The organism is Flavobacteriales bacterium (genome assembly GCA_020635395.1).
GTDB lineage: Bacteria > Bacteroidota > Bacteroidia > NS11-12g > UBA9320 > UBA987.
The window spans coordinates 168717-180885 of the sequence record JACJZV010000004.1 but is presented as its reverse complement, the minus strand read 5'-3'; the positions used below and the strand labels follow the sequence as shown (position 1 = coordinate 180885).

The window sequence follows — 12169 nt, the reverse complement described above, 5'->3', positions numbered from 1 at the left end:
ATCATGCATGTCAGGGTATTTAGGAGAATTTGAGTGTAAAATGGACGACAAGGGTCGGACCATTGTGCCTGCCGGTTTAAAACGGCAGATACCTCCTGATGCCCTCGATCGAATGGTGATAAATAGGGGCTTTGATAAATGTTTGACGCTTTATACCCGTAACGATTGGGATGAGGAAACCAAAAAGCTGAATAAGCTAAGCGACTTCAAGCGAAACGATAGGAGATTTAAGCGGCTGTTTAATAGCGGTGCAACAGAGGTAAAGATTGATGCAGCATCGCGGATTTTGATACCCAAAAAGTTGTGTGCGTATGCAGAAATTGAGTCTGACTTGATTTTTTATGCCTACGAAAACAAAATCGAAATATGGTCTAAAAAGGTTTACGATCAGCAGATGGAAATTGATCCGGATGATTATGCTGACTTAGCCGAAGAAGTAATGGGAGGTGACGATGGTGGCGATGACTAAATATCATATTCCGGTTATGCTTACGCAGTGTCTTGATGGCTTGTGCATTGTGCCCGATGGGGTGTATGTGGATGCTACGTATGGTGGTGGTGGCCATTCGGCAGAAATTTTAAAACAATTAACTACCGGCAAACTCATTGCTTTTGATCAGGATAATGATGCCGTAAAAAGGGTGCAGGATCACCCAAATTTGATTTTTGTTGATCATAATTTTCAGTATATCAAGAATTTTCTGAAATTCTATGAAATTGAAAAGGTCAATGGCATTTTGGCTGATTTGGGTATTTCATCACACCAAATAGATGAAGGCGGCAGAGGTTTTTCTTTTCGAGCCGATGCACCGCTTGATATGCGAATGAATCAAGAGCAAACGGTTAGTGCAAAATCTGTTATTAATACATATCAAGAGGCCGAGCTGTATAGGATATTTAAGGTGTATGGCGAGGTAAAGTTTGCCCGAAAACTGGCTGCAAAAATTGTTTCGCGGAGGGGGCAAATGCCTATTGAGACTACTGGAGAACTTGCCTCTATGGCCGAAGAGTTTATACCTGCCAAACAACGAAATAAAGAGTTAGCTCAATTGTTTCAGGCCATTCGCATTGAGGTAAACGGTGAATTGAATAGTCTGAAAATTTTGCTTGAAAAGTCGGCAGAAGTTTTAAAACCCGGAGGGAGGTTGGTGGTGATGTCATATCACAGCTTGGAAGATAGAATGGTGAAGAACTTCATCAATTGTGGAAACATTGAGGGTGATGTGGTTTCTGATAGTTTTGGAAATGTTGATAAGCCATTCGCCGCTGTGAACCGAAAACCCATTGTGGCAGACGAACAGGAACAGGCCGAAAATCCGAGGTCGAGGAGTGCCAAATTAAGAATAGCCGAAAGATTATGAAAGAGGAAGAAGAGAATATAAACACCGCGACTGAGGGGGCTGCCAATGCTGAAAAACAAGAGTTAACTCTATCTAATGTCTTTCAGGTGTTGTTGGTTTTGCTCTTGATGGGGCTTCCCTATATCTACATATCGCATCAATCGGACAAAAAGTTGAGAAGAGTGGAGGCACTAAAGGAAGAGTTGAAAGAGCTACGAGCGGAATTTATAACCCTAAAATCAGAATTGGTTGGGCAAAATAAACAATCGGATGTAGCAAAAAGGTTAAAAGACCGGCAAATAGAGCCGCTTTCAAAATCGCCCATAGACTTGAATGATAAGAAAAGGTGAATGTAAAGAAAGACATATTGTGGCGTGTGTTGGTCAGCATTTTTATGCTTGTCTTTTTGGCTGCTGCCATTTTGTATTCAACAGTTAAAATTCAGTATGGCAAAGGAGATTATTGGCTCGATTTAGATGATAGCCTGCATCAAAAGATGCTAAAAGTGCCAGCCATAAGAGGCAGTATTTATTCAGAAGATGGAAGCCTGTTGGCCACTTCTGTTCCTATTTATCAGGTGTCTATTGATTTCGGGGTAATCAAAGAATTTCACAAAGACTCATTTGAACAATACAAACCACTTTTGGCAAAAAATCTTTGCAACACGCTGAAAAACAGGACTTATGAAGAATATTTAGATATTTTAACCAAAGGCTATCGAGCTACCACTCGCTATAAAACCATCATCAGAAATGCCAGTTTCATTCAGGTAAAGGAAATGCGGGGCTGGCCTATTTTTTTAAATGGAAAAAATAAAGGTGGACTTATTGTGCAAGAAGAAACCAAACGAAAAAAACCGTATCTCGATTTGATGGCTCGAACCATAGGTTTTGTAAATGAAAATCATCATGGGGCGGGTATAGAAGCCAGTTTTGATTCGGTTCTTTCGGGTGTAGATGGCGAGCAATACGTGCGAAGAATTGTTGGAGGATACGAGCCGGTGGAGGATGAATTCAGCATAAAACCTGAGAATGGGAAGGATATATACACAACCATTGATATTCACTTGCAGGATATTGTTTCCGAAAATTTATCGAACAGTATTTTGGCCAACGGTGCCGAATTTGGAACCGCCATATTGTTGGAAGTTTCTACTGGAAAAATAAAGGCAATAAGCAATATAAATCAGACACCCGAAGGACTTTTTGAACGGTTTAATCATGCTATTGGCACAAACTACGAACCTGGAAGTACTATAAAATTAGTTTCTGCATTGGCCTGTTTAGATAATGGTGGGGTAGAACTGGAAGATTCTGTTGAAGTAAACTACGGAAAGTATAAGTTTTTTGGTAGAGATGAAATAGAGGATGTGGGACATGGTAGCTTCAAAAAATTGACCTATCGCCAAGTATTTGAGAAATCGTCAAACGTGGGTATTTCTCGAACAGCGTACGATGTTTTTGGTAAATCGCCAGAAAAATTTATAGAATATTTTGATGAGTTGCATCTAACCACCCCTCTTGAAACCGGCATGAATGGCGAGGCCCATCCCAAAATATTGCGACCCGGCAAACCTGGGTGGTCTGGCATGGGAGTGCCGTCAACCTCCATTGGCTATTCCGTGGCAATGAGTCCGCTGCATGTGGCAATGCTTTACAATGCCGTGGCCAACAATGGCAAAATGATGAAACCCTACCTCATTTCAAAAATCGGCTCATTGGGTATGGTGGATGCCACCTTTGAACCAACCGTTATTGAATCAAAAATATGTAAGTCATCTACCCTAAAGGATTTGAGAGCTTTGTTGGAGGGCGTTGTTCAAAATGGAACAGCAACCGACCTCAAAAATCTGCCCTTTACCGTGGCAGGCAAAACCGGAACAGCCCGAATTTCGGGAGCTGCAGGTTATGAAAAAAATGCATACAACAGTAGTTTTATTGGGTATTTTCCTGCCGATAAGCCTCAATATACTCTGTTGGTTTTGGTAAGCCGGCCCACTAAAGGCAGATACTATGGTGCTGCTGTGGCACTTCCGGTTTTTAAGGAAATAGCTAAAAATATTTATGCAAATGCTGTTCGCGAACCATTGCCAAAGGCAGACACAGGGGCTTTGCCCAAAATGCTTTGCGGAACGGTAAGGGAGCTAAAAGAAGTGACCTCCCTATTTGATTTGGATGCCGATTTTGATTCAAAAAATAGAGAGTTTATCATTCTTAAACCCGATACGGATGAATTGATAGAACGAGCCATTCAGTTTAACGGCAATAAGATGCCAAATATAGAAGGAATGAGTTTGCGAGACTGCCTCGTTTTGTTTGAAAATGAGGGTTTTAAGCTAAATTTTTCAGGCTACGGAAAGGTTTATGAGCAATGGCCTAATGAAGGTACAGCACTCATAAAAGGGCAAAATGTTTATGTAAAACTTAGAGTGAAGCCATGAAAAAGTTAATACAAATATTGCCCAAAGAAATTGATTTTGACATTGTTGGAAACAGCGATATAGAAATTAATAACCTCGAGCTTGATTCGCGAAAGATTTCTGCAGGAGATGTTTTTGTGGCTGTGGTTGGTAGCCTTACCGACGGACACGGCTACATAAAAACAGCCGTAGAAAAGGGGGCAAAAGCCATTGTTTGTCAGCAGTTGCCTGAAAACATTGAGAAAGGGGTTACCTATATTGTTTGTGCAGATTCTGGGTTGTTTCTTGGCAAGTTGGCTGCCAATTATTTTGACAATCCGAGCGAGAAAATAGAATTGGTGGGGGTAACTGGCACGAACGGAAAAACAACTGTGGCTACCCTTTTATTTAATTTATTTAAAACTTTTGGACACTCGGTGGGCTTGCTAAGCACGGTCGAGAATAAAATAAACGAACAAACAATTCCGGCAACGCATACCACGCCTGATGCCATAACACTCAATCGGCTTTTGGCTGAAATGGTTTCGCAGGGTTGCCAATATGTGTTTATGGAGGTTAGTTCGCACGCCATTCATCAGCATAGGGTAGGAGGGCTAAAGTTTAAGTTGGCAGCCTTTACAAACATTACCCACGACCACCTTGATTATCACGAAAATTTTGCAAACTACCGAAATGTCAAAAAGCAGTTGTTTGATGGTTTGGCCGCCGATAGCATTGCCATTACCAATAAGGACGACAAAAATGGATTATTCATGCTTCAAAATTGTCGGGCTGCTAAATACAGTTACTCTTTACACTCTGCCAGCGATTTTAAGGCTCGAATTATAGAACATGACTTTAATGGAATGTTGTTAGAAATCGACAACAAAGAGGCGTGGTATCATTTGGTGGGAAAATTTAATGCGTACAACTTGTTGTTGGTGTACAGTGTTGCCTTTTTGTTAGGCAAATCTTCGGAAGAAATCATAACCACACTTACCTTGTTGCATGCTGTTTCTGGTAGGTTTGAATACATCAAAACTCCTCAAGGAATAATTGGAGTGGTGGATTATGCCCATACACCCGATGCTTTGCAAAATGTGTTGGAAACCATAAATGCCATTCGAAGCAAAAACGAACAACTGATTACTGTAGTTGGTTGTGGGGGAAATCGCGACCATGAAAAAAGACCTATAATGGCCAAAGTGGCTTGCGAATTGGGAGATAAGGTCATTCTAACCTCCGACAATCCCCGAAATGAAAACCCCGAGGCAATTTTGGCCGATATGCAAACCGGGGTAGAACCTCAACACTATAAAAAAACACTTAAAATAACGGATAGGGAGGAAGCCATAAAAACGGCCATAAGTCTTGCCAAAGCTGGAGACATCATTCTATTAGCTGGGAAAGGGCACGAAACCTATCAGGAAATAAAAGGTGTGAAATACCCTTTCGACGACCGTCAGATTTTCATAAAAAATGCAACCCTAATGTCTTAAAAATATGCTGTATTATTTGTTTAGATACCTCGAAAATTCATTTCATATTCCCGGTGCCGGAGCCTTTGAATACAGTTCTTTTAGAGCCATTTTGGCTATACTGCTTTCTTTAACCATTAGTTTGGTTTACGGCAAAAGGCTGATTGCCCTTTTGCATAAAAAACAAGTTGGTGAAACCATCAGACAGTTGGGTCTTGAGGGAGAAAATACTAAAAAAGGTACACCCACAATGGGCGGGCTAATCATTTTGGCGGCCATCATTATTCCAACCCTACTTTTTGCCCGATTCAGGAATATTTACATCATTCTTATGCTTGTTTCCACTGTTTGGTTGGGTCTTATTGGGTTTTTAGATGATTATATAAAGGTATTTAAAAAAGATAAAGAAGGCTTAGCCGGAAGGTTTAAAATTATAGGCCAACTTGGGTTGGGGTTGATTATTGGGTTAACGCTTTATTTCAATGACGAGGTGGTGGTGCGTGAATTTGTCAATCAGCGAAATGCTACCCCTCAAATAATTGAAAATGCAAGCCATACCACACAAAACGAGCTCGGTCAAACCATTTATGTGCTCGATCAAAAATCAACTGCCACGACCATTCCATTTATTAAAACCCATCAATTCGATTATGCCGAAATACTGTTTTTTCTTGACAAAGAAACAGCAAAAAAATACGCATGGATTGTCTATGTACTCATTGTCACCTTCATCATTATTGCTGTTAGCAATGCGGCAAATTTAACCGACGGAATAGACGGCTTGGCAGCGGGAACCAGTGCTATTATTGGGCTGACTCTGGTGGTGCTGGCCTACATATCGGGCAATGCCATTTTTGCCGATTATCTAAAAGTAATGTTCATTCCATTCCAAAGCGAGCTTGTCATCTTTGGGGCGGCATTTGTTGGGGCGTGCATCGGTTTTTTGTGGTACAATTCCTATCCGGCACAAGTTTTTATGGGCGATACGGGTAGCCTTGCATTGGGAGGTATCATTGCTGTTTTTGCCATCATGCTTCGCAAAGAATTGCTCATCCCTATTCTTTGCGGAATCTTTTTAGCCGAAAATTTGAGCGTGGTGCTACAAGTGGGCTATTTTAAATATACCAAGAAAAAATACGGGGAAGGAAAACGCATTTTCCTGATGTCTCCGCTTCATCATCATTTTCAGAAAAAAGGCTATGCCGAACCCAAGATTGTTACCCGATTTTGGATTGTGGGCATTATGCTGGCGGCATTAACCATCATAACTTTTAAGCTAAGATAATGACCACAAGAACCGTCATATTGGGAGCAGGCGAAAGCGGAACAGGAGCAGCGATTTTGGCCAAGCATTTGAGACATTCGGTTTTTGTTTCTGATTTTGGGAAAATCAAAGATAAGTATACTTCCGAGTTAAACCAAAACAACATCGAGTTTGAGTCTGGAACGCATACCGAAGAAAAAATATTAAACGCAGATGTGGTTATTGTTAGCCCCGGTATTCCGCCAAAAGCTCCAATAATTCAATCTATTATCTCCAAAGGAATCCCGATGATTTCGGAAATAGAGTTTGCAGCCAAAAACACCAACGCGATACTTATTGGTATTACTGGAACAAACGGGAAAACGACCACCACCATGTTGACCTACCATTTGCTGAAAAAAGCCGGATTAAAAGTGGGATTGGCCGGAAACGTAGGACAAAGCATGGCCAGACAGGTAGCTCAAAATGATTTTACCCATTATGTTATTGAATTAAGCAGTTTTCAGCTTGATTTAATGTTCGAAACCCGCATAAACTATGCAGTGTTGCTGAATATTACGCCTGACCATCTCGACCGATACGCTACGTATGATGATTACATAAAATCCAAATTTAGAATTACCCAAAATCAAACGGAAGATGACCGATTTATCTATTGTTCTGATTCAGAAGATTTGATGAATTATTTCTCCAAAACAAACCTAAAGGCACAATGCATTCCTTTTTCGCTCAACACACAGCACAATCCGGGAGCATGGGCCGACGACATAGCATTTCACATCAATTTATATCAACCAAAAATTAGTTTTAGTATGGATTTGAATCAACTTACAATTAGTGGTAAGCACAACACCTACAACTCAATGGCGGCTTCTATTGTTGCCAACTCTTTACTCATCAGAAACGAAGTGATTCGGGAGAGTCTGATGGATTTTAAAAACGTTGAACATCGTTTGGAGTATGTGGCAACGGTAAAAGGCGTTGATTATATCAACGACAGCAAGGCCACCAACGTTAATTCGGCATGGTATGCTTTGGAGAGCATGAAAAAATCTGTTGTTTGGATTGCCGGTGGCATCGACAAAGGGAATGATTATGATTTGCTTTTGCCATTGGTAAAAGACAAGGTTCGCATTTTGATTTGTTTGGGCAAAAATAACATTGCTTTGCATCAGGCCTTTTCAAAACATGTGGATATGGTAGTAAACACCCTGTCAGCCAAAGAAGCGGTACAAATGGCCAACGGTTTGGCAAAACGCGATGAAGTTGTTCTGCTATCTCCAGCCTGTGCCAGTTTCGATTTGTTTGAGAGCTACGAAGACCGTGGCCGTCAGTTTAAATACGAAGTTAGAAATCTTTAAGAACCATAAAAAGTGTTTCAATGGTTTAAAGAAAATATCAAAGGCGACCGAATAATTTGGTTGGTCGTTACTGCCCTTTCTTTGTGGGGTGTGTTGGCTATTTATAGCTCTACCAGTGCATTGGCATACATCAAACAGGGAGGCAATACAGAGTATTTTCTGATAAAGCATTGCGGCATTTTATTTATGGGTTTCTTTTTGATGTGGCTCACACATTTGGTCGATTTTCAGTATTACTCACGTCCGGCTCAGTTTTTGGTTTATCCTGCCATTTTGCTGCTCATATATACATTAGTTTTTGGAGTTGGTGTCAATTCGGCAAAACGTTGGATAACCATTCCGGGTGTTGGCCTTACCTTTCAATCATCCGATTTCGCAAAGCTTACTCTAATAATGTACATCGCTCATTTTCTGTCAAAACGGCAAGAGAATATTGGTAGTTTTAAGAAAACATTTTTGCCCGTACTCATTGTAATTGTGTTGGTATGCGGATTTATTGGTGTGGCCAACTTGTCCACTGCAGTAGTTTTGTTTGCCACCTCCTTGTTGCTACTTTTTATAGGAAGAATACCTATGAAATATCTTGGGGCGTTGTTTGGTGTGGGGTCGGTGGTGCTCGCATTAATAATTGTGGTGTTGCTCAATACAAAATACGAGGGTGGTCGGATTGCCACTTGGAAATCGAGAATTGAAAACTACGTTGATTTTGCTCAGGGAAAGGATAAAACCCTGAGTTATCAAAACGAGCAAGCCAATATTGCCATTGCCAAAGGAAAACTTATCGGCAAAGGCTCGGGCAAAAGCGATCAACGTAACTTTTTGCCATTGGCATTCTCCGATTTTATTTATGCCATCATTATTGAAGAATACGGATTGCTGGGTGGAATCGTTTTAATGCTTTTGTATTTGGTGCTGCTATGGCGAACCGTAAAAATTGTAATAAATGCACCCAAAGCATTTGGGGCATTGCTGGCCATTGGGCTATCATTTGCCCTCGTTATTCAGGCATTTATGAATATGGGTGTGGCCGTTAGCTTATTGCCCAATACAGGTTTGCCGTTGCCATTTGTAAGCATGGGCGGAACCAGTTTGCTTTTTACCAGTATTGCCATGGGTATTATTTTGAGCGTGAGCCGACAAACCCAAAATCAAGTTAAAACAGAGCAACATGAGCAGTAGTTTTCTAATATCAGGTGGTGGAACAGGTGGTCATATTTTTCCCGCTTTGGCCATCGGAAAAGCATTGCAACAAAAATATCCGGATGCCAAAATTGAGTTTGTAGGGGCAAAGGATAAAATGGAAATGCAAAAAGTGCCGGAGGCGGGATTCAAAATCTATGGGCTCTGGATTAGTGGTATCGACCGAAAAATCAGTTTGAAAAATTTTGCATTTCCGTTTAAGTTGATTTCAAGCATAATTAAATCATATACTATAATAAAACGAAATAAACCTCAAGTAGTGGTGGGTGTTGGCGGATTTGCAAGTGGGCCTTTATTATATGTGGCCAACAAATTAGGAATACCTACGATTATTCAAGAACAAAACAGCTATCCCGGCATAACCAATAAATTATTGGCAAAAAAGGCAGATAGAATATGCGTTGCATTTGATGGTATGGAGCGATTTTTTGCGAAGCAAAAAATCGCAATTACCGGAAATCCCATTCGTCAGCAATTGTTGGATTGCACCAAAACCCCGATAGAGGCAAAACAGTTTTTTGGACTTCAAGATAAACCGACCATGCTCATTATTGGCGGTAGTTTAGGTGCAAGAACTATAAACAAAGCCATTGAATCGAATCTTGAATTATTTGAAAAAAATGATATTCAAATAATTTGGCAAACCGGAAAATCATACACCGCCCAAAACAAAGTTTTTGGAATGCAAACCACTTTTATTACCGAAATGGACATGGCTTATCGGGCGGCAGATATTGTTATTTCGCGTGCCGGTGCATCCAGCTTGTCGGAATTGGCGGCTCTGGGCAAGGCATCTATTTTGGTTCCATCGCCCAACGTTACAGAAGATCATCAAACCAAAAACGCAATAGCTTTGGTGCAAAAGGGTGCTGCCATTTTGGTTAAAGACAGCGAGGCTGGCGATAAGTTGGTGCCTGTGGCCATGCAGTTAATTGCAGATAAGGCAAAAGTAAATCTTTTGGAAAAAAACATTTTAAGCATGGCCAAACCCAATGCCACAGATGAAATAGTAGCAGAAATTGAAAAACTTATAAAGTGAATTTTGACAAACTACATAGGGTGCTATTTTTGGGTGTGGGTGGCATAGGTATGTCGGCACTTGCACGCTATTTCAAAAGTTTGGATATACAGGTTTTTGGTTACGACAAAACCGAAACAACATTAACCCAACAACTTCAAAAAGAGGGAATTGAGGTTGTTTTTGAAGATAATTTGGAATGGTTGTCAACTATTCTTTCATCAGCAAATCAGTCTAATTTTTTGGCGATTTATACCCCAGCCGTTCCGCCAGATTTAAAGTTGAAGACAGCCTTGGAACAATCGGGATTGCCATTTATGAAGAGAGCAAAGGCTTTGGGATTAATTACTCAAAATAGTCTGAACTTGTCTGTGGCCGGAACCCACGGAAAAACGACCACCAGTACTTTGTTAGCCCACATTCTCAATGAGGCAGGGGTGCCTTCAGTAGCTTTTTTAGGGGGCATTTCGAGCAATTTTAACAGCAATTATCACAACACCATCATACCCGCCAAACCGGTTATCAGCATTACCGAAGCCGATGAGTTTGATCGGTCGTTTTTGCATTTGTCACCCAAGTATGCGGTTATTACCAGCGTAGATGCTGACCATTTGGATATTTATGGTAGTGCCGATGAAATGCTGAAATCGTTTCAAGCATTTGGAGAAAGGGTAAATCCCGATGGTTTGTTGTTGGTGCATCACAGCATAAAACATCATTTTGAACGAGCCACAACCTACGGCATTAATTATGGTCATTATTCGGCTCAAAACGTGCATATTAACGACGGGAAATTTGTTTTTGATTTGGTTTACGAAAACGAAATTTTTAGGCTTTTGACCCTTGGTATGGCTGGAATCCATAATGTGGAAAATGCTGTGGCTGCCTCTGTTTTGGCACTAAAAATGGGAATTTCGGAAAATGATTTGCGGAAGGCTTTGGCCAATTTTAAGGGAGTGAAACGGCGGTTTGAATTTATTGTGCGAAATGAGAAGCACATATATATTGATGATTATGCACATCACCCCACCGAATTAAAGGCCGCAATTGGCTCTGCCAAAAAATTATTTCCCAACAAAAAAATAACCGGAGTTTTTCAGCCGCATTTGTATAGCCGAACCCGTGATTTTCAGGAAGGGTTTGCCGAAAGCCTGTCAATGTTGGATGAAGTAATATTGATGGACATCTATCCGGCTCGGGAGTTGCCAATAGAGGGAATTACCAGCCAAATAATTTTTGACAAAATAACAGCACAGGATAAAAAAATATGGACTCCAACTCAAATTTTGGACTCCGTGCAAAACAACCCTCGAGAAGTCTTGCTAACCCTCGGTGCAGGAGATATTGATAGACTTATTGAACCTATAAAAACCATTTTGAAACCATGAAAAAATACATGCTCAATTGGTTGATGGTATTTGTGGGTTTGGTGGCCATTGTTTCCTTATTTTTTGTCTTTCGACATAAAAAGCAAAATAGGGTGTGCAAAGAGGTAATTGTAGAATATGCCGACAATGATGCCGCATTGATTTCTGCCCAATCTATATTGGAACAATTAAAGCGAGATACCGTTCCCACCGTGGGGCTCAAAACCACTGAAGTACCACTAAAAAGGGTGGAAAAATCACTCAGAGGCAATGTATTTGTTAAAAATGCGGAGGGTTATTTTGATTTTGAAGGGAATCTTCACTTAAAAATATATCAACGCAAACCAATTGTTCGAGTGCATCCTGATGTTGGAAATCCTTATTATCTGGATGATTCGGGCAAACGTATTCCATTGTCAAAGCTGCATACACCCCGTGTGAAGACGGCCTCCGGCAACATTTCGTCGGTTTTGGATAAAAAACTGTACACATTTGTAAACCATGTTAATCAGTCGGAGTTCTGGGACAAGTTTATTGACCACATATTTGTAAGACCGAATAATGACTTGGTTTTTACCACTCAAATTGGTGGACACGAAGTTGTTTTTGGAGATACCCTAAGAATGGAACAGAAGCTCAATAAGTTGGAAGAATTTTATGAAAAAGCTTCAAAAAACGTTGGTTGGGAGCAATATAGTGAGATTGATATACGATTCAAAAATCAAATAGTTTGTAGAAAGTAG

Annotated in this window: 11 protein-coding genes; all 11 read left to right on the top strand. The window is 40.6% G+C overall.

Features of this window, described 5'->3' with window-relative positions:
- The first annotated feature begins 7 nt into the window (after window positions 1-7).
- Genes mraZ through H6607_11925 form a run of 11 tightly spaced genes read left to right on the top strand, consistent with a single transcriptional unit; the run spans window position 8 to window position 12169 of the window.
- Entirely contained in the window at window positions 8-469 is a 462-nt protein-coding gene (gene mraZ, locus H6607_11975) for a division/cell wall cluster transcriptional repressor MraZ (GenBank protein MCB9263083.1), read from the top strand.
- Window positions 462-1361, top strand: coding sequence for a 16S rRNA (cytosine(1402)-N(4))-methyltransferase RsmH (gene rsmH, locus H6607_11970; GenBank protein ID MCB9263082.1), 900 nt, complete (start codon window positions 462-464; stop codon window positions 1359-1361). The genes mraZ and rsmH overlap by 8 nt, the downstream gene beginning before the upstream one ends.
- Window positions 1358-1690 (top strand): hypothetical protein, encoded by a 333-nt coding sequence (locus H6607_11965; protein MCB9263081.1) that lies wholly within the window; start codon window positions 1358-1360, stop codon window positions 1688-1690. The genes rsmH and H6607_11965 overlap by 4 nt, the downstream gene beginning before the upstream one ends.
- The gene (locus H6607_11960) at window positions 1687-3780 is read left to right on the top strand and encodes a transpeptidase family protein (GenBank protein MCB9263080.1); all 2094 of its coding nucleotides are present in this window, start codon (window positions 1687-1689) and stop codon (window positions 3778-3780) included. The genes H6607_11965 and H6607_11960 overlap by 4 nt, the downstream gene beginning before the upstream one ends.
- Window positions 3777-5237, top strand: a complete 1461-nt coding sequence (locus H6607_11955) for a UDP-N-acetylmuramoyl-L-alanyl-D-glutamate--2,6-diaminopimelate ligase (GenBank protein MCB9263079.1) — start codon at window positions 3777-3779, stop codon at window positions 5235-5237. Before H6607_11960 ends, H6607_11955 begins: the two co-directional genes overlap by 4 nt.
- 4 nt (window positions 5238-5241) lie before the next feature.
- Window positions 5242-6501, top strand: coding sequence for a phospho-N-acetylmuramoyl-pentapeptide-transferase (locus tag H6607_11950; protein MCB9263078.1), 1260 nt, complete (start codon window positions 5242-5244; stop codon window positions 6499-6501).
- Entirely contained in the window at window positions 6501-7841 is a 1341-nt protein-coding gene (gene murD / locus H6607_11945) for a UDP-N-acetylmuramoyl-L-alanine--D-glutamate ligase (GenBank protein MCB9263077.1), read from the top strand. Before H6607_11950 ends, murD begins: the two co-directional genes overlap by 1 nt.
- Before the next feature lie 36 nt (window positions 7842-7877).
- Entirely contained in the window at window positions 7878-9020 is a 1143-nt protein-coding gene (locus tag H6607_11940) for an FtsW/RodA/SpoVE family cell cycle protein (GenBank protein ID MCB9263076.1), read from the top strand.
- Window positions 9010-10080, top strand: coding sequence for an undecaprenyldiphospho-muramoylpentapeptide beta-N-acetylglucosaminyltransferase (murG, locus tag H6607_11935; GenBank protein ID MCB9263075.1), 1071 nt, complete (start codon window positions 9010-9012; stop codon window positions 10078-10080). Before H6607_11940 ends, murG begins: the two co-directional genes overlap by 11 nt.
- Complete coding sequence (locus tag H6607_11930; GenBank protein MCB9263074.1) at window positions 10077-11447, top strand: UDP-N-acetylmuramate--L-alanine ligase; 1371 nt, start codon at window positions 10077-10079, stop codon at window positions 11445-11447. Before murG ends, H6607_11930 begins: the two co-directional genes overlap by 4 nt.
- Window positions 11444-12169, top strand: coding sequence for a hypothetical protein (locus tag H6607_11925; GenBank protein ID MCB9263073.1), 726 nt, complete (start codon window positions 11444-11446; stop codon window positions 12167-12169). Before H6607_11930 ends, H6607_11925 begins: the two co-directional genes overlap by 4 nt.

Coding starts and splice junctions, on each gene's coding strand:
- mraZ (MCB9263083.1), top strand. CDS start 8: ATGTCAGGGTATTTAGGAGAATTTGAGTGTAAAATGGACGACAAGGGT.
- rsmH (MCB9263082.1), top strand. CDS start 462: ATGACTAAATATCATATTCCGGTTATGCTTACGCAGTGTCTTGATGGC.
- H6607_11965 (MCB9263081.1), top strand. CDS start 1,358: ATGAAAGAGGAAGAAGAGAATATAAACACCGCGACTGAGGGGGCTGCC.
- H6607_11955 (MCB9263079.1), top strand. CDS start 3,777: ATGAAAAAGTTAATACAAATATTGCCCAAAGAAATTGATTTTGACATT.
- H6607_11950 (MCB9263078.1), top strand. CDS start 5,242: ATGCTGTATTATTTGTTTAGATACCTCGAAAATTCATTTCATATTCCC.
- murD (MCB9263077.1), top strand. CDS start 6,501: ATGACCACAAGAACCGTCATATTGGGAGCAGGCGAAAGCGGAACAGGA.
- murG (MCB9263075.1), top strand. CDS start 9,010: ATGAGCAGTAGTTTTCTAATATCAGGTGGTGGAACAGGTGGTCATATT.
- H6607_11925 (MCB9263073.1), top strand. CDS start 11,444: ATGAAAAAATACATGCTCAATTGGTTGATGGTATTTGTGGGTTTGGTG.